Origin of the sequence: Pontibacterium granulatum, assembly GCF_029961155.1 — a bacterium.
Classification (GTDB): domain Bacteria; phylum Pseudomonadota; class Gammaproteobacteria; order Pseudomonadales; family Balneatricaceae; genus Pontibacterium; species Pontibacterium granulatum.
Window position 1 is genome coordinate 33,335 of record NZ_JASBRH010000018.1, and the last position, 17,622, is coordinate 50,956.

Here is a 17,622-nt window from a genome sequence, read left to right on the forward strand (position 1 = left end):
CAATAGATGAATAGATTGTGGCTGTGCGGTCGCAAACGGGCCGATGCCTGATCCCGTCGCGACCGCGGTTTAGGTGTTGTTTACAACCACTCGGTTTCCCAGCGGAAGGTAGACAGGGGAGCGCAGCCATCTTTGGTGATCAGGACCTGCTCCTCTACTTTCACGCCTTCTTTGCCGCCTTCTTCGCCTATGTAGCTTTCCACGCAGACGGTCATGTTCTCGTGGAAGACACCGTCATAACCGGCGCTGGCCCAGTCGTTGCCCTGGTGGGCGACTGCCGGGTATTCGTCGGCCATACCGATGCCGTGAATTACGCAACAGTAACGGTTTTTGTGGAAGTGTTCAGGAATCGGCCAGGCCTTCTCGGTGAATTCCTTGAAAGTCATGCCTGGTTTTATCATATCCATGTTGTAGTGCACCTGTTCATACGCAGTGGCGTATAGGCGGCGTTGCTCGTCGGTCGGGCGAGCGTGTCCGACGGTCCAGGTGCGGGAGATATCGGCGCAGTAACCGTACGGGCCGATCATGTCAGTGTCAAAGCCCAGCATTTCGCCTTCTTGCATCACCTTGTTGCTGCTCTCCTGCATCCATGGGTTGGTGCGCTCACCGGAGGCCAGCAGGCGGGTTTCGATCCACTCACCGCCGTTGCGAATGTTTTCATAGTGCAGATACGCCCAGAGTTCATTTTCGGTCATGCCGGCACGCTGTTCCTGATACATCCGTTCCATGGCGTGTTCGCACACGTTGATGGTCCAGCGCATTAACTCCAACTCGTCGTCAGATTTCAGTGCGCGAGCCATCTCCATCACCGGCTGGCCCTGATGCAGAGAGAACCCTTTCTGTTGCAGACAGAACACGCCTTCCGGTTCCATCTTGTCGACGGCGAGACGTTTGTTACCGCCACCGTGCTGGTGCATAAGGTCTGCGATTTCGCAGGCCCACTGCTCGGCCTTTTCTGATACACGAGGGCCGGCACCAAAGTATGCCCAGTTCACTGCCAGGCGGATCTCGTCGATGGTATCCAGATGTGAGGCCAGGTGTTCGCAGTTGTGGAACTCCCAAAGCAGCACCGGACCGTTGGCAAAGATCATGGCGTAACGGGACGCGTTATGTGCGGTCCAGATCTGCATGTTGGACGAGTCGGTTGCATAACGGATGTTGACTGGATCGTAGAGCAGAATCGCGGCGTAATCATTTTCGCGTAGTTGCTGACGCACACGTTCCAGACGGTAGTGCTGAGTGCGGTGCAGGGTCTCGTCGCTCACCGGGTTTACCAGTGGTGCGTCGCGGGAAACGTCGTTGAGATAGGTTTTTTTATCTGTCAGTACATTCATTGTTTTCATTCCGAAAAAAGGGCCGGTGAGGGGCGCGCCCCACCGGCCAAAGGCACTCAATAACCCTTGAGGGCATCCCTGATGGTGGAAACACACATTAGAACCATGATCAGCGAGAATGGCAGGGCGCCGATGATCATCGCTTTCTGAATCGCGCCGAGGCCGCCGGCGAACATCAATGAGCCAACCACAATGGTCAGCAGAGCGCCCCAGATCACACGGTGGTTAGTGCCGGGGTTGCTGTCGCCACCAGCCATAATGGTGTTCAGAACCAATACGCCGGAGTCGGCAGAGGTGATGAGGTACGTGAGGATCAGGACTACCACCATCGCGGACATGATCTGTGCCAGTTCAGGGCTTAGCAGTTGTTGAAGGGTCACAAACATCTGGGATTCGATGGATACGCCGCTGATTGCGCCGTTGGCGTTACCGTTCAGTTCCAGATCCAGTGCAGTGCCGCCGAGCAGGGCGAACCATACAAAGCACATCAGGGTAGGGATGATCATTGCACCCAATACGAACTGACGCACAGTCCGACCTTTGGAGATGCGTGCCAGGAACAGCCCTACGAACGGTGCGAATGCGATCCACCATGCCCAATAGTAGATGGTCCAGCCACTCTGCCATTTACCGAGAGCACTTTCCTGATCCCATACGGTGAAGCTCAGGGCTGGCAGGTTTACCACGTAGTCGAGCAGGCCGTGGAAGTAGGTGTTTGTTGCAAAGGTGATGGAGCCAAATGCGATAAACACAAACAGTAGGATGAACGACAGGGTCAGGTTGATATTGCTAAGCCATTTCACGCCTTTGCCCACACCGGTCACGGCAGATAGGGTAGAGAGACCCATTACCGCACCAAGTGCGACCAGCATTGCAGTACCTGTAGGTGTGCCGTCACCGTCTAACAGCCATGTTGCACCCGTAAGGCTTTCTACACCGGAAACCAGCTGCAATACGCCGGTACCAACTGTGGTCGATACACCCAGTACAGTTGCCACAACTGCAACGATATCGACCACATTGCCTAGTGCACCGTTCAGGCGGTCACCAAACAATGGTGCCAGCGTGGTGCGGATAGTCAGTGGCATGTTGTATTTGTAGGCGAAGTACGCCATTGCTAAGCCAACGGCGACGTAGATTCCCCAGGCGTGCAGGCCCCAGTGCAGAAAGGAGAAGCGAATTGCTGACTCCACGGTGCTCGGTGAGTTAGCGGCAACCGTACCGGCGATCACTTCCGGATTGCCCGCAAAGTGATACATCGGTTCACCGATGGAATAGAACATCAGGCCGATGCCCATACCTGCGCCAAACATCATGGCGAACCATGAAAAGTTGGAGAATTCCGGGCGATCGTTTTCGCTGCCGAGGCGTACTTTGCCGATCGGGCTGACAGCCATACCGATACAAAAGATCAGGAATAGACTGACGGAGAAAATGTAGTAGGAGTTAAAGGTTGCGAGCAGTACTGAGTTAATAGAACCGAGCAGTTCGGCAGCTTTGTCCGGAAAGACAATCGCCATAATAACCAGCGCTGCAATGACGACCTTACTGGTGATGGTAATAATTGGATTCAGGCCCTTATAGAACCCCGAATCGGAGGTGTTAACGTTGATCTGATAATCAGTATTCATAACGTCTCCATGGATCTTGTTTTTATTGGTTACGGAGTAGATATGTTGTGCTGGGTACGCCGGTTGTTTAGACAGACGGCGGCTTGCCTATGGTTTGCTGGTTTTGATCTCTCCCTTGCATGGCCGGATTTCAAACCGGTCTGCCCAGCTTTCACCCTGAAAGGGCAGACCGGCACTCATCTGTTTTGGGTTACAGCTGTTGTTTAATCTGATCGACATACCAGTCGGTGAAGTGCTGCAGCAGGCTTTCGGAGTCTTCCGAGTAAGGGCCTGGGATGTAACCGTCCGTGAGACAGCCAGCGTGCGTGATTTCCGCCAGCATGCGGTCCTGATCGTTGGTTTGAATCCAGGTGTGAGTCAGGTTGCTGAGGTCGTAGTCTTCGCCCTCTACCGCGTCTTCGCGCACCATCCAACGTGTACGTACCAGGGTTTTATCTTCCGATAGAGGCAGTACGCTGGTGCTGAGTATGTGGTCGCAGGTGAAGTGCAGCCAGGCATTCGGGTGAGTCCACATGGAAAGACTGCTGTTATCCGGTTCGCTGAATGGAGGAAGTAATTTCTTAACCGCAGGTTGGCCATCCATTGTCTGGCTTACCGCGCCCTGGGTCAGCAGCATACGTGCGGCACGGTACCAACGGTTTTCGTCCATTTCGACGATCTCGTATGGCATGCCCATGTTCTGCCACTCTGGAATCTTGGCGTCGTAGAGTGCGTTCAGTTTTTCTTCGGCTGCCTGTTTTTCCTTGGGATCGTCAGGCCAGCCAAAACCAACGCCGTATGGTGGCCATACGCGCAGCAGTTCGGGATGGTTAGCGCCGCAGTGGTAACACTCACGGTTGTTCTCGACGACCAGTTTCCAGTTGGCGTTTTCGATCAGGTCCGCTTCATGGGCAACTTTCAACTTGTCCAGCTGATAGAAGGCTGCAAACGGCTCCAGTTCAGAGCGCATCTGTTCCAGCGCTGCCATATCCGGGTTTTCGGACAGGTTCATAAACAGCAGACCGCCAATCGATTCCAGTGCGACCGGTTTCAGGCCGCTGGCATCGCAGTTGAAACCTTCACCCATACGGGAGGAGTGGATCAGGCTACCATCCAGCTCGTATACCCACTGGTGATACGGGCACACCAGCTTTGGTACATGGCCTTTGTCTTCTACGCAGACCTTGGCACCACGGTGGCGACAGGAGTTGTAGAAGGCGCGTACTTCATCATCCTGCCCGCGTACAATGATGATGGAGTTGTTGTCAATCTGGATGACACGGTAGTCACCCTTTCTCTTCACATCCGCCACTGTACCGACGTGAATCCAGTGTTTCTTAAAGACGTGTTGCATGTCGAAGTCGAATGCTTCACGTGAGGTATAGAGTTTCTGCGGCAGGCTGAAACCAGATTGGTAGCTTGCTACTGAGGATTTAACAACGTCGTTCATATCTAGCCTCTGGGTACTTTTATTCTTGGTTTAGGGGCTTTGGCTTCACGTATGTATCGTTCGGCTCGTCATTAGTGTGTGAACACATGTTCAGTCATCTGCGTGTAAGAGGTGTCTGAACGTGTGTTCAGGCCGTATTTTGCATTTACCGCCTTGGAAGGGAATATGGGCTGGTAGCTTTGGTTGAGATTTTGTCGTTCATGGTCATTTTTCGTGCATTAACGGTAAGTTTATGTGATTGAAATCAAAAAAGGCGTGTGTGATAGTTGATTGGAGGTGAACGAATGTTCAGTTTGTTTGGTTTTTGTCTCGTTTGAGGGCGTCAAACTCACTGCTTCAAGCCGATTAAAACAACAAAGTCCGAACGATTGTTCAGTGGTTGGTGAGTGAGTGCGCCAGGTGCTGAATAACAAATGTATTAGAGGTAGGTGTGACGATGGAGACCGTAAAACGGGTAGCTGATCGTTATAGCTTTTGTTTTTTGCTGTGTGATGGGTATTCGCGGTTGTCGCTAACGATGATGTTGGAGATGCTGCAGGAAGCAAACCGGATACTGGGGGGGGATAAGTATCAGGTTACAATGGTGTCCGACAGTGTCTGGGGTGTACCCGGGATGTTGGATGTGATGCCGTTAGCGCAACTTTCGGACCAGGCAGAGTTTGATGTGGTGGCAGTGATTGGCGGGGCGAACCTGTCGGTGGGCTGTTCGATTGAAGCAGAGATCTGTTTGCGCCGCCAACAACGCCGGGGATGTTGTCTGATAGCGGTTGAATCCGGCGTACATGTTCTGGCGCAGGCTGGCATGCTGAAGGGGCGTTCGGTGAGCTGTTTTGTAGGGCATCTGAAATACCTGGTAGACCTGTATCCAGATGTTTCATTTAACACCAATATCTTCAGCAACAGTGGTGGTGTCTTCTCCTGTGCCGGTGGTGTCTCCACGGCGGATATGCTGTTTGAACTGATCGAGCGGTTTACGCCGTCGATCTACGAAGAGCTGTGTGTGCGCATGGCACTGGACAGACCACGATCCGGTACCGTACAGCAACGCAATATGGTGCACCGACGTTACAGTGGATTGGGGCAAAGCCTGATCGATGCGATCGAGTTGATGGAAGCCAATATCGACGAGGTGTTGAGCATCGATGAAGTTGCCACACACAGCGGCGTATCAAAACGTCAGTTGGAGCGGTTGTTTAAGCGACACTTGAATCAGTCTCCCAGTCAGTTCTATCTGCAACTGAGGCTGAAGCGGGCACGTAACCGCATTCTGAATACCACCAATCCGGTGCTGGATGTAGCGTTTTCATGTGGTTTTGTCGCCCCAACGCATTTCTCGCGTGCATATAAAGCGTATTTTGGGGTGTCGCCTAAAAAGGATAGGCAGTTGTTGATGACGGCTTGTTAGAGGGTTAGAGGCGATAAACGAAAACCGGGTTGAAAGGCAAAGCTATGAGCCGTCCTGAAATATGTTGGCGGTTTTCAATACAAGCCAGCTATGTTCCATAGCTGGCTTTTTTATGCGCTTCGTACAGCGTTTTTAGGCCAAATTGGGGTGTGATTTTATCCGGTTGTAGGTTGCTATGGGCGGTCTAGTGAGTGTCTTCAGGATTCTTTTCGGTGTTGCTTGATCATACGGGGGCGAGTCTTTTAGTTACCTTGGATGCAATTGAGAAACATTATTGATGCGCAGCAATATGATGTATATGAATTGCATTAAATGTGCTAATGTGGTGCACTTTCTTGATCTACATCAAAAAATCTCGGTGACGAGTAGAGTTATCCGCATTCTGCGTGAGCAGGCATCGTCCGGAAGGTCGCTCTTATCGACTACAGACAACCGGTTTATAGGCTTCAATGAAACTCCGCAAACTCTTCAGCTACTTCGTTCCGGAACCTTCCACAGTGAGTCTTGCCGAACAGCTGCGTTCGGTAGTGGCAGCGTTCCTCGCCATATCACTGCTAATGATCGCTAGCCGGTACAGCCAGCAGGGGGAGTCTGCACCGCTTTTACTGGCCTCCATGGGGGCATCTGCCGTTATCCTGTTTGCAGCCTATAACAGTCCGTTGGCGCAACCATGGCCATTTGTCGGTAGCCATTTGCTATCGGCGACGATCGGTGTGAGCTGCGCATTGTGGGTTGAGCCCGTCTGGCTAGCCTGTTCCGTCGCGGTTGCGTTGGCGCTTCTCATCATGCTGCGTTTGCACTGTCTGCATCCACCTGGCTGCGCAACCGCCCTGGTGCCGATCCTGAGCGGCAACGATGTGCATGAGTTGGGTTACCGATTACTTATTACTCCGGTGCTACTGAACGTGGTGGTGTTGCTGGGGCTGACGTTGTTGCTCAATCGGTTCCTGCTTGGGCGTAAGTACCCCTATTGGCCAAAAGAATATCGGGAAAATCCGCACCGATTGCGTGATCCGCGGCCACAGGAACGGCTTGGTGTCGGTCAGGTGGATATAGCCGAGGCTCTACAGCAATTTGATGGTTATCTGGATGTGTCGGAAGACGACCTGAACAAGGTCTATCGACTGGCCGAGGCAAATGCCCACCAACGCCAGCTGAGTAGGGTGCTCTGTCGAGAGTTGATGTCAAAGGATTTGGTCACTGTCGCACCGGAAACCAGCCAGCAACATGCCTGGGGGTTACTTCAGAAGCACCGAATAAAAGCGTTACCGGTAGTTGATGAAGCCCGTCATGTGGTCGGTATCGTTACATTGATAGATTTTCTCAAGCCGCTGGGTTTGCAGCCGTCGGGAATGAATGCGTCTTGGCAAGGACAAACGCGAGTGGCGAACCTGGTTCGTCGGTTACCGTTCTTTACCGCTCGATCGGAAAACGTTGCGAGTATCATGACTCCCCACGTGCTGACTGTCGATCAGGATCAGCCGTTGATGCAGATGATGCCGATGCTGTGTGAAAGTGAGTTGCACCATATCCCTGTGGTCGACCAGAAACAGCGTCTGGTTGGTATGATGACCCCATCAGATCTGTTAGCGGCGCTCTATGCCAGTGCCAAAGGCCCTGTTGTTGATGAGACGACTTTAAGAGAATCCGCATAGATAGAGATCCCTTTCCTGGCAGGTGAGAAAACTGTCGTACTTAGGGCTACTTAGTCCCGAAAAAGGCGGTGTAAGGTCACCGTCTTTTCGGGGGGAGTGGGGATTAAAGTTCAAAGCGGTCCAGCATCATCACCTTGCTCCAGGCTTTGACAAAGTCCTCAACGAACTTCTCGTTGCCATCGCTTGACGCGTAAGCTTCAGCGATCGCTCGTAGCTCGGAATTGGAACCAAATATCAGGTCGACGGGGGTTGCCGTGTATTTGACTTTACCGGATGCACGATCAACACCCTCGTAAACCCCATCCTGCTGTGACTTCCGCCATGTGGTGGACATATCCAGGAGGTTGACGAAAAAGTCATTACTTAAGGTGCCGGGATTACTGGTCAGTACGCCATGTTTTGAGCCGCCGCTGTTGGCATTGAGGGCGCGCATGCCGCCTAGCAGCGCAGTCATTTCTGGCGCTGTAAGGTTTAGCAAATCAGCTTTATCAACCAACATTTCGGCTGGTGTGCCATAGCTGGTACGGTAGTAGTTGCGGAAAGCGTCTGCTGTTGGCTCCAGGTAAGCAAAGGATTCTACATCGGTTTGCTCTGCGGAGGCGTCGGTACGACCCGGTGTGAAGGGCACTGCCACAGCGTGCCCGGCATCTTTCGCTGCTTTCTCAATAGCTGCGGCGCCACCAAGGACGATTACATCGGCCAGTGAGACTTTTTTGCCGCCAGACTTGTCATTGAACGTCTTCTGAATGCCTGTCAGTGTCTGCAGTGCTCTTTCCAGTTCTGCTGGGTCGTTCACTGCCCAGTCCTTCTGCGGTGCCAGGCGCAGGCGCGCACCGTTTGCACCACCGCGCATATCCGAGCCACGGAAGCTCGAAGCGGATGCCCAGGCTGTTCTTACCAAGTCGGGTACGGTCAGGCCGGACTCAAGGATCTGGGTTTTCAGTTTGTCAATGTCACTGGCATCAACCAGCGCGTGATCTACCGCAGGCACCGGATCCTGCCAGATAAAAACGTCTTGTGGTACTTCGCTACCCACGTAGCGGGAGCGTGGTCCCAAATCGCGATGGGTTAATTTGAACCAGGCACGGGCAAAGGCTTGGTCAAACGCTTTGGGGTTCTTCAGGAAACGTTCGGAGATTTTGCGGAAGCCCGGATCCATCTTCAACGCAAGATCCGTAGTGAACATGATCGGAGCGTGACGCTTACCCTCTATATGTGCATCGGGCACCATTGTTGCTGCGGTTTCGTCGGTGGGGATCCACTGGGTTGCACCAGCAGGACTCTTGGTTTGTTTCCAGTCGAAGCTAAACAGATTATCCAGATAGAGAATGGACCAGGCGGTTGGGGTCGATGTCCATGCACCTTCCAGACCACTGGTCATGGTGTCTTCGGCATTACCCTTGCCGCATTTGTTCTTCCAACCTAATCCCTGGTCTTCAAGTGGAGCAGCAGTAGGTTCAGAGCCAATGCAGTTACCTTTATGGGCACCGTGAGCTTTACCCAGTGTGTGGCCGCCGGCTACCAGTGCTACGATTTCCTCGTCATTCATGGCCATGCGGCCAAAAGAGAGGCGCATATCCTTAGCGGCATCGAGGGGGTCGTTGTTGCCACCAGGGCCCTCTGGATTAACATAGATCAGGCCCATTTGTACGGCAGCCAAGGGGGCTTCCAGTTCGCCGTCCTTGTAACGCTCTTTGTGATCGAGCCATTTTTTCTCTGTGCCCCAATAAACCCGATCCGATTCCCAGTCATCGGCGCGGCCACCGGAAAAACCGAGTGTTTCAAAACCCATGGACTCCAGCGCTACGTTTCCGGCCAGGATCATCAGGTCACTCCAGGAGACACTGCTTCCGTATTTCTGTTTGACCGGCCATAGGATACGGCGTGCTTTATCGAGGTTGGCGTTGTCGGGCCAGCTGTTTTGTGGTTCCAGTCGGATCTGGCCGCCATCGGCACCACCTCGGCCATCATGCACGCGATAGGTACCGGCGCTGTGCCATGCCAGACGAATCATCAACCCGCCATAATGTCCCCAGTCTGCTGGCCACCAGTCCTGTGAGGTGGTCAGTGTTGTCTCAATATCTTTCTTGAGTGCAGCCATATCAACACTGCTAAACGCCTTGGCGTAATCGAAGTCCTCCCCATAGGGATTTGAGGCAGGGGCGTGGGCGCGTAATTGATCCAGGTTTAGCTTGTCCGGCCACCAGAATTCGTTGGTGGTTCCCATACCGCCGGACCAGGCAGGAGTGGTCTGCAAGCCAAGTGAAGCGGCTATGGCAAACGCAGTGAGCAGGCATAAAGGTCGTTTTTTCATGGTAAAACCTCGTAATGGTAAGTGAGGTGTATACCCGATGAGAGTGATTGGGTGGTGCGGCTGCTTTGACCTGAGAAAACGATTTGATCAGCTCTACTGCGTAGCGGCAATTGTGGGGCTTGGCCAAGTTTGGTGCGAGCCCTTTTACGGTGCACGATCCTATGCTCCCACCGAGTCTTCGTACTTTTAAAATTAGGTGACGTCCGTACGTTGCACTAAATTAAGAAAATCCATAGGGGCAATAGCGGGGATCTATAGGTGGGAGTTGTGTGGTGATAAGCAGGCATTCTGTCTCTTGGCTTTCGCTTCTTAGACGCAACGCGTTGGCTGAATGGCCTGCTTATCTTTGATGTTACCTTCAGAGGATCAAGTGGTTAAAGCTAAATCCTCCAATCACCGCCATGCTGAAGATTACGGCCAGGAATGCTATCAGTAGCGGCCAGTAGAACAGGCGCTTCAACATAATCACTTCCGGCAGGCTGGCGCCGCCACTGCCGATCACCAGGGCGATAATCGCGCCCATACTCACACCTTTTGCTGCAAATGAGCCAACCAGTGGCAGCAGGGCAGTTACACGGATATACAGCGGAATACCAATTAGGGCAGCGGCTGGTACGGCCGCAGGGTTATCTGCGCTGGCTACTTCAGCGAAAAAATCCGCCGGTACAAAGCCATGTACGAACGCGCCGATCAGCATTGCAACCACCATGTACGGCAGCATGGAGCGGAACAGAGACCAGCTCTCTTCCCAGGCTTTTGCCCAGATCGTTGGCTCTTTAGGTTCCGGGGTGCCGCAGCAGGAGGTGGATTCGCTGCTGTCGCTTTCAGCACTACAGCCAGTGCTGCAGCCGGATGGTTTGTTGGTCAGCATCTCCTGTTTGAGATAGCGTTCAAAGCCAAAATGCTGCAGCAAGACGCCTGCGATGATGGAGGCGGTCAGTGCGAGTCCTGCATACCAGAGGGTGACGTTCAAACCCAGAACCGGAATGAAGAGGGCGATCACAATCGGATTGAGCAGGGGCGACGTGAACAGGAAGGTCATGGTTGGTCCGAAACCTGCGCGTGCCTTCAGCAAGCCGATCAGCATCGGGATGGTGGAGCAGCTACAAAACGGGGTAACTGCGCCTAGCCCTGCGGCCATCAGGTAGCCGCGGCCTTTACGGGCACCCAGCAAGCGTTGGATCTTTTCTGCAGGCAGCTTCTGGTTGATCAGGCCTACCGCGAAACTGATCACCAGGAACAGCACGGTCAGTTCGAGAAATAGCTGAACGAACATCTCGGCGCTGTCGATCAGCATCTGCTGGGTTTGTGGGCTCATAGGTGAATCTCTCTCTTTAATTCCATAAATATGGAAATATTTGGTTAAAAAAGAGCGACCAGGAAACGGTCGCAGATGGATTTATATATTCATAATTCCATATGTATGGAAGTATGTTTGCATAAGCTCAGGTAGGAGGTCAATAAATTTCTATAAAGTTAGAAATAACGATTGTAGTCAGCGGGTGGGCGGGCACAAAAAAGCCAGCGAAATGTCGCTGGCTTGCCATGCTCCGTGCTGATTTGGAGAGACACCGGGTCAAAGCTCAGGTGGTAGCCGTTGAGTCAGCCGATTGACCGGCTACGCCCCAAGGCCTGATAAAAGGCACGCTCTGGAGTCAGTTTTGTCTGTCCGTGTCAGCAAAGAGTGCCGCAGCTGTGTGGGAGTGTGCTGCGGCCAGGCGGAATCATGGAACCTTCGAATAAGTCCAAGACTTTCTCTGCGGTCGATAAAACAGCCTAATGCGCGAAAGGTAGCGCAGCGGAATGACTGGTCCTTTCCAAGCTGCCTGACAAAGCAGCAGGCTGTTTTAGCGTCCGCCCTACGGGGCTTTAAGGGCAATCCGATATCTGTGTTAGCGATTTTCGCCAGGCAACCAGCATGCCTGTAATCGCTGCCTTGATCTCGAATCGCCCTTAAAGCCAGAGTCGTTTTGGACTTGCTCGCAGGTTCCTTAACCCTTCAGGTTTTTCTGAACGGTTTCAGAGTACCACTCCATGAAGTTGACGATACCGAACTCGAAGGTCTCGGAGTATGGACCTGGCTCGTAGCCGATGGAGTTGATACCCAGCTGGTTCTCTTCACCCAGGATACGGTCCTGATCGTTGGTTGCATCCCAAACCTCACGCAGACGTGCTGGATCGTAATCAACACCTTCAACCGCGTCTTTGTGTACGAACCACTTGGTGGTTACGATCGATTCCTGAGCGGAGATCGGCAGTACACGGAACACGATGAAGTGGTCAGACTGCATGTGGTTCCAGGAGTTCGGCAGGTGCAGGATACGCATGGAGCCCAGACTTGGGTTCTTGATGCGGCCGAGCATTTTCTTACAACCGGCTTCGCCGTCCAGGGTCATTACCTTGGTGCCTTTTTTCAGTGGCATACGAACGATACGGTTACGCAGGCCCGGGCCGTAGCTGCGGTGTTCGTGAGGAATGCCTTCCGCATCCCATTCTGCAGCCTGTGCCGCGCAGTGCTCTTTGAACTCGTCAGACGCACGTGGATCGTTGGTGTCGTCCCATTCCAGCAGCGTGTTCAGCAGTTCCGGGTGGTTACCGGCACAGTGGTAGCACTCACGGTTGTTCTCGATAACGAGTTTCCAGTTGGCTTTCTCGTACATGTTGGATTCCACCGCCAGTTTGGTGTTCTCCACATCGTACGGTTCCATGTACTCTTCCAGGGTCGCCAGGAACTCGTCGAAATCGCCTTCTGGCTCGTTTTTGCCCAGGCTGACGAAGATGAAACCGCCCGCGGTCTTGGTGTGTGCTTTCTTCAGACCGTGCTTCTTCATGTCGAAGGCATCGCCCATCTCGGTGCCTGCGAACAGCAGGTTGCCTTTCAGGTCGTAGGTCCACTGGTGGTATGGGCATACCAGATTCGCTACTTTGCCGCGGTGTTCAGTACAGATGCGGGAACCACGGTGGCGACAGGTGTTGTGGAACGCCTGAACGCCGCCGTCTGCGTCACGTACAACCAGGACCGGGTTCTGGCCGATCTCAACGGTGAAGTAGTCGCCTTTGTTTGGCACTTCACTGGTCATACCTACGAACAGCCACTCTTTCTGGAAGACTTCTTCCATGTCGATGCGGAACATCTGTGGATCGTTGTACAGCGGCGCTGGCAGAGAGTAGTTAGCCGGACGCTCTTCAAGCATCTTTGCCATCTCTTCGCGCGCATCTTCGATGGTCGCGTTACGGGTGTTGAGCAGATCGTTCTGGTTCATTGTCTGTTGGTCCTCACCAAAAGCACCGCGGTGCTATTTGTTAGATCTATCCATGGTCTTTGGGGTTATTCCCCTACGACCTGTGTTGTTTTTGTTGATGGAGCTATGCTCGCTCAAGAAAGGACCTTGAGAATGACCATTCGCGACATGCTGGTGTACATAAATCGACCTCCAGACTGCATGGTTATAGGGAATGGTCGCAATGAGCAACTTCTTGTCGTTGGTGGTTAACTAGGTCGAAAGTTCTGGAAGGACAATGGCTGAAAAGGTGAATGATCCACCCCGAATGAGAGAATAACTATGACCAATTCAGTTCCAGTGGTTGTCAACAATGACAGTTTTGCGCCAGTTAACACACAGACTTGGGTAAATGGTCGCCACAATGTTCGCTGTGTAAAAGTAATCGAAGAAACCTGGGATGTACGTACCTTCTGCTTTATGTCTGAGCAGCCGGTGATGTACTTCTTCAAGCCGGGCCAGTTTGTAACGCTGGAACTTGAGATCGAAGGTAAGCAGGTGATGCGTTCGTACACGATCTCCAGCTCACCATCTGTGCCTTACAGCTTCTCGATTACTGTTAAGCGTGCACCGGGTGGTCTGGTATCTAACTGGCTGCACGACAACATGGTCGAAGGTAGCGAGTTGGCTGTACACGGACCAGTGGGCCAGTTCAACTGCATCGACTTCCCGGCAGAGAAAGTATTGTTGCTGTCTGGTGGTGTAGGTATTACCCCGGTAATGTCGATGGCGCGCTGGTGGTTCGACACCAATGGCGACGTAGATATGGTGTTTGTGCACAGTGCACGTACGCCGCGTGACATCGTTTACGCACGTGAGCTGGATCACATGGCGTCGCGAATCAACAACTTCAGCCTGAACCTGATCTGTGAGCGCATCGAAAACGGTCAGGCGTGGCACGGTTACCGTGGTTACCTGGATGCGGCGAAGTTGGAGATGATGGCACCAGACTTTATGGAGCGTGAGGTGTTCTGCTGTGGCCCAACGCCATATATGAACGCTGTGAAGAAGCTGCTGGAAAGCAAAGGCTTCGATATGTCCCGCTACCACGAAGAGTCCTTCGGTGAAGCACCAAGTGGCGTAGTTGAAGATGCACTGGAGCAGGCTGAAACTGCTCAGGCGGAAGCGGATGCAATTACCCAGGCTGATATGGTGCGTGTAGAATTCACCAATAACGGCAAGAGCGTTCAGGTGGCACCGGGCGAAACCCTGCATGCGGCGGCAGCTAAGCTGGATCTGAATATCCCGAAAGCCTGCGGTATGGGTATCTGCGGTACCTGTAAGGTGTTGGTGAAAGAGGGTGAAGCCACCATGGAACACAACGGCGGTATCACTGATGACGATGTCGAAGCGGGTTACGTGCTGTCTTGCTGTAGTGTGCCGAAGACCGATGTCGTCGTAGAGTACTAATCTTTAGGAAAGCAGCCCCGCTGTCTTTTATGTGAGGTGGAATGGAAGCAGAACAGATCGAGATTGCCGGATTTCTTCGGCAGTATCCGCCCTTTAGTCGGTTGCCAGAGCAAACGGTTAACTATGTCGCAACGCAGATTGAGATCTCCTATTACCGGGCAGATACCGATGTGTATTGCTTTGGTGATGAGATTCATGACCTGTGTGTGGTCCGCAGCGGTTCGGTGGAAATATACCGTCGTAACGGCAAGCTCTACAACCGGCTGAGTGAAGGGGATCTGTTTGGGCAACTGGGGATGTTGATGGGAAACCGGGTGCGCCTGCCTGCGCGCACCATGGAGGATTCCCTGATCTACTTCATCCCTGAAACGGTCTTTACCGAGCTGTGTGATCAGTTTGACGAGTTCGCCTATTTCGTAGAGATGGACGATAACGGCGGGCTGAGTCACGCGGTTTCCAGCAAAAAAGACAGCAACGATCTGCTGGGCTCCAAGGTTACCAAGCTCATCTCCCGCGAGCCGGTAACCATTGATGCTGGATCGACCATTCGTCAGGCAGCTCAGAAAATGACCCAGGAGTCGGTATCCTCCCTGTTGATTATGGAGGAGGTAGCTGATGTTGAGGACTCAGGGGATATTCGGCGGGCCCTGGCCGGTATTCTGACTGATCGTGATCTGCGTACGCGCGTTGTTGCAACCGGTGCTGATCTGGACGGTTCAGTAACCGATGTAATGACCCGCAATCCAGTGACACTGGATGACGATGCCTACGCCTTTGAAGCGTTGCTCACGATGCTTCGCTTTAATCTTCATCACCTGCCTATTCTGGAGAATCGCCGTCCTATCGGGGTGCTCGCCACGTCCGACATTGTACGTTACGAATCCCAGAACAGCCTGTATATGGGTGGGACGATTTTACGTCAGAGCAGTGTTGAAGAGCTGGCGCGGGTCGCGACCGAAGTGAAATCCTGTTTTGTGCGCATGGTGCATGAAGATGCTAACTCCCACATGATCGGCAGCGCGATGTCGGTGATTGGGCGTGCATTTAAGCAGCGGTTGTTGGAGCTTGCAGAAGAACAGCTGGGCAAACCGCCGGTGCCGTACTGTTTTCTGGCGCTGGGCTCCATGGCACGTGACGAACAGTTGGTGGTAACCGACCAGGACAACGCGCTGATTCTGGATAACAGCTACGATCGGGAACAACACGGTGAATACTTTGAAGGGCTTGCCAAGTTTGTCAGTGACGGCCTTGATGCGTGTGGTTACACCTACTGTACTGGCCTGATTATGGCCACCAATCCTCGCTGGCGTAAAACGCGCCGCGAGTGGGAAGAATGTTTCTCCGAATGGATCGATAATCCTGATCCGGAAGCATTGCTCAACAGTTCCATCTTCTTTGACCTTGACGGTGTATACGGCAAAACCGAGTGGGCAGAACAGCTCAACGCCTTTGTTGTTCGTCGTTGCGGTCAGTCACCCCGGTTCCTTGCCTGCCTTGCGCGTAATGCGCTTAATCGCACACCGCCGCTAGGTTTCTTTAAGGGCTTTGTGATGGAACAGGATGGCAAGCACCGTAAATCCATTAATCTAAAGCGCCGCGGAACGGCGCCGCTGGCTGATTTGGTGCGCGTCCACGCGTTAGCAGTGGGGTCGACCGCACGCAACTCTTTCGAGCGTCTGGATGACATTATCAAGGCTGGCATTTTGCCGGCGGATCGAGGTACAGACCTGCGTGATGCGCTGGAGTTTATCTCCATGGTGCGAATTCGCCACCAGGCCTTGGAGCTGGAAGCAGGTAATGAGCCGGACAATAACATCGAGCCGGACAACATCTCTGACTTCGAGCGCCGCAATCTTAAAGAAGCCTTTATGGTGCTGAGCAATGCCCAGCGCTTCCTGAAATTCCGTTATCCATTTACGCGGAAGTAGTGATGGCGGATTTGAATACCCTGGCTGTTTCCGATTGGTCTGCGCTCTTTAGAGAGCAGTCGCTAATCTGTGAGGACGAGCGCTTGCAGCTTTTTTACGCTGCGGGTTGTCCGGCCGCAGATACCCCATTATCAGAGGTGCCCTTTGTGGCACTGGACTTCGAAACGACCGGTTTGAATGCTGATGTAGACGAGATTGTCAGCATTGGTTTGGTGCCGTTTGATCTGCAGCGTATCCGTGTGCGTGAAGCCAAGCATTGGCTATTGAAACCCCGGCAGGAGTTGCATGAGCAGTCGGTGGTGATTCATGGCATAACTCACTCTGATGTAGATGATGCGCCAGACTTGAATGCAGTGCTGGGGCCGCTGTTGGAAGCGCTGTCCGGTCGGGTCGTTGTGGCGCATTACCGTTACATTGAGCGTGAGTTTCTGGATGCGAATGTGCAGCGACGGATCGGGGAGGGGGTTCAGTTCCCGATTGTCGATACCATGGAGCTGGAAGCGGCCCTGTATCGTAAACGCTTTACGGTATTCTGCAGCAAGTTGATGGGGCGAAAACCGACTTCAATTCGTCTTGCGGATAGTCGCGCTCGTTATGGTCTGCCGCACTATGCATCCCATGATGCCTTGGTTGATGCAATTGCTACGGCCGAGTTATTGCAGGCCCAGATCCGTCATCGCTATAGCGATGACACGCCGATCAAAGAACTCTGGATCTGACGATTACTCTTTGTCGAAGCTGTCGACGATAATGGCGCCCATTGATGCGGGCATGCTGATAACGATCAGTCTTTTCAGTGCTGTGAGCGGGTCAGATAGGAGCGGAAATTTGTTGAGCGCCAGTAGAACGAGGGCGACAACAATGCCTGCAATCAGATAGGCGATGCCGATACGGAAGAGAAAGACGGGGATACGGTAGCGGATATTGCCCTGGAAAACACTCTCGTAAGCGAAAAAGCCCAGGAAAAACACCGACAACAGAAACAGTAACAATAGATTTGTTAGTGGCAGTGTTTCACCCAGTTTCCAGGCTTCTTCTGAAAACGATATTGGTACAGCCAGTGCAAATGCACCGATCATCACCTGGCTGGCGTCTTCCAGATTAAAACTGATCTTCATCCTGATTCCGATTTTTCTGCCTTGGGTATTCAGCGTAGTTGCCAAATGTCCATTCTACCTGGCAGAGGTGGCCGGGCCGGAATAGAGGTCCCAGTCGGGTCAGGTCAATTCCGTCTG

12 protein-coding genes are annotated in these 17,622 nt (G+C 53.0%); 5 read left to right on the forward strand and 7 right to left on the reverse strand.

The genetic code is table 11. The features are described 5' to 3' along the window. Positions 1-80 precede the first annotated feature (80 nt). From QKW35_RS15485 to QKW35_RS15495, 3 genes are all read right to left on the reverse strand, one after another. Positions 81-1,334 (reverse strand): M24 family metallopeptidase, encoded by a 1,254-nt coding sequence (locus QKW35_RS15485; protein ID WP_282354496.1) that lies wholly within the window; start codon positions 1,332-1,334, stop codon positions 81-83. A 56-nt stretch (positions 1,335-1,390) separates the two neighbouring features. Then, positions 1,391-2,965 carry a BCCT family transporter gene (locus QKW35_RS15490; RefSeq protein ID WP_282354497.1) on the reverse strand — a complete coding sequence of 525 codons (1,575 nt, stop codon included), beginning with the start codon at positions 2,963-2,965 and terminating at the stop codon, positions 1,391-1,393. 190 nt (positions 2,966-3,155) lie between these two features. After that, positions 3,156-4,394: an aromatic ring-hydroxylating oxygenase subunit alpha gene (locus QKW35_RS15495; protein WP_282354499.1), complete on the reverse strand. Its 1,239-nt coding sequence runs from the start codon at positions 4,392-4,394 to the stop codon at positions 3,156-3,158. Positions 4,395-4,830: 436 nt separating this feature from the next. On the opposite strand from QKW35_RS15495, the gene QKW35_RS15500 reads away from it, so the two are divergent. Beyond that, on the forward strand, positions 4,831-5,799 hold the full coding sequence (locus QKW35_RS15500; protein ID WP_282354501.1) for a GlxA family transcriptional regulator: 969 nt from the start codon (positions 4,831-4,833) through the stop codon (positions 5,797-5,799). Positions 5,800-6,248: 449 nt separating this feature from the next. Continuing rightward, positions 6,249-7,454, forward strand: a complete 1,206-nt coding sequence (locus tag QKW35_RS15505) for an HPP family protein (RefSeq protein ID WP_282354503.1) — start codon at positions 6,249-6,251, stop codon at positions 7,452-7,454. A gap of 103 nt (positions 7,455-7,557) precedes the next feature. Here the strand turns inward: QKW35_RS15505 and katG are convergent, their stop codons facing one another. The 3 genes from katG to QKW35_RS15520 all read right to left on the reverse strand — a co-directional run bounded on the left by katG (position 7,558) and on the right by QKW35_RS15520 (position 13,031). Continuing rightward, complete coding sequence (gene katG, locus QKW35_RS15510) at positions 7,558-9,768, reverse strand: catalase/peroxidase HPI (RefSeq protein ID WP_282354505.1); 2,211 nt, start codon at positions 9,766-9,768, stop codon at positions 7,558-7,560. Positions 9,769-10,126: 358 nt separating this feature from the next. Beyond that, the gene (locus QKW35_RS15515; RefSeq protein WP_282354506.1) at positions 10,127-11,086 is read right to left on the reverse strand and encodes a permease; all 960 of its coding nucleotides are present in this window, start codon (positions 11,084-11,086) and stop codon (positions 10,127-10,129) included. Positions 11,087-11,759: 673 nt separating this feature from the next. Beyond that, positions 11,760-13,031 carry an aromatic ring-hydroxylating oxygenase subunit alpha gene (locus QKW35_RS15520; protein ID WP_282354508.1) on the reverse strand — a complete coding sequence of 424 codons (1,272 nt, stop codon included), beginning with the start codon at positions 13,029-13,031 and terminating at the stop codon, positions 11,760-11,762. Positions 13,032-13,331: 300 nt separating this feature from the next. On the opposite strand from QKW35_RS15520, the gene QKW35_RS15525 reads away from it, so the two are divergent. From QKW35_RS15525 to QKW35_RS15535, 3 genes are read left to right on the forward strand one after another with little or no spacing between them, the layout of a single operon-like run. Further along, positions 13,332-14,459 (forward strand): FAD-binding oxidoreductase, encoded by a 1,128-nt coding sequence (locus QKW35_RS15525; protein ID WP_282354510.1) that lies wholly within the window; start codon positions 13,332-13,334, stop codon positions 14,457-14,459. A 41-nt stretch (positions 14,460-14,500) separates the two neighbouring features. Next, positions 14,501-16,387 (forward strand): DUF294 nucleotidyltransferase-like domain-containing protein, encoded by a 1,887-nt coding sequence (locus tag QKW35_RS15530; protein ID WP_282354512.1) that lies wholly within the window; start codon positions 14,501-14,503, stop codon positions 16,385-16,387. 2 nt (positions 16,388-16,389) lie between these two features. After that, positions 16,390-17,106 carry a 3'-5' exonuclease gene (locus tag QKW35_RS15535; RefSeq protein ID WP_282354514.1) on the forward strand — a complete coding sequence of 239 codons (717 nt, stop codon included), beginning with the start codon at positions 16,390-16,392 and terminating at the stop codon, positions 17,104-17,106. 3 nt (positions 17,107-17,109) lie between these two features. On the opposite strand, the gene QKW35_RS15540 is transcribed toward QKW35_RS15535, so the two are convergent. Then, positions 17,110-17,505: a DUF2391 family protein gene (locus tag QKW35_RS15540; RefSeq protein WP_282354516.1), complete on the reverse strand. Its 396-nt coding sequence runs from the start codon at positions 17,503-17,505 to the stop codon at positions 17,110-17,112. Positions 17,506-17,622 lie beyond the last annotated feature (117 nt).

Excerpts from the sequence above, each read along its gene's own strand:
- QKW35_RS15485 (WP_282354496.1), bottom strand. The coding sequence starts at position 1,334 with ATGAATGTACTGACAGATAAAAAAACCTATCTCAACGACGTTTCCCGC.
- QKW35_RS15490 (WP_282354497.1), bottom strand. The coding sequence starts at position 2,965 with ATGAATACTGATTATCAGATCAACGTTAACACCTCCGATTCGGGGTTC.
- QKW35_RS15495 (WP_282354499.1), bottom strand. The coding sequence starts at position 4,394 with ATGAACGACGTTGTTAAATCCTCAGTAGCAAGCTACCAATCTGGTTTC.
- QKW35_RS15500 (WP_282354501.1), top strand. The coding sequence starts at position 4,831 with ATGGAGACCGTAAAACGGGTAGCTGATCGTTATAGCTTTTGTTTTTTG.
- QKW35_RS15505 (WP_282354503.1), top strand. The coding sequence starts at position 6,249 with ATGAAACTCCGCAAACTCTTCAGCTACTTCGTTCCGGAACCTTCCACA.
- katG (WP_282354505.1), bottom strand. The coding sequence starts at position 9,768 with ATGAAAAAACGACCTTTATGCCTGCTCACTGCGTTTGCCATAGCCGCT.
- QKW35_RS15515 (WP_282354506.1), bottom strand. The coding sequence starts at position 11,086 with ATGAGCCCACAAACCCAGCAGATGCTGATCGACAGCGCCGAGATGTTC.
- QKW35_RS15520 (WP_282354508.1), bottom strand. The coding sequence starts at position 13,031 with ATGAACCAGAACGATCTGCTCAACACCCGTAACGCGACCATCGAAGAT.
- QKW35_RS15525 (WP_282354510.1), top strand. The coding sequence starts at position 13,332 with ATGACCAATTCAGTTCCAGTGGTTGTCAACAATGACAGTTTTGCGCCA.
- QKW35_RS15530 (WP_282354512.1), top strand. The coding sequence starts at position 14,501 with ATGGAAGCAGAACAGATCGAGATTGCCGGATTTCTTCGGCAGTATCCG.
- QKW35_RS15535 (WP_282354514.1), top strand. The coding sequence starts at position 16,390 with ATGGCGGATTTGAATACCCTGGCTGTTTCCGATTGGTCTGCGCTCTTT.
- QKW35_RS15540 (WP_282354516.1), bottom strand. The coding sequence starts at position 17,505 with ATGAAGATCAGTTTTAATCTGGAAGACGCCAGCCAGGTGATGATCGGT.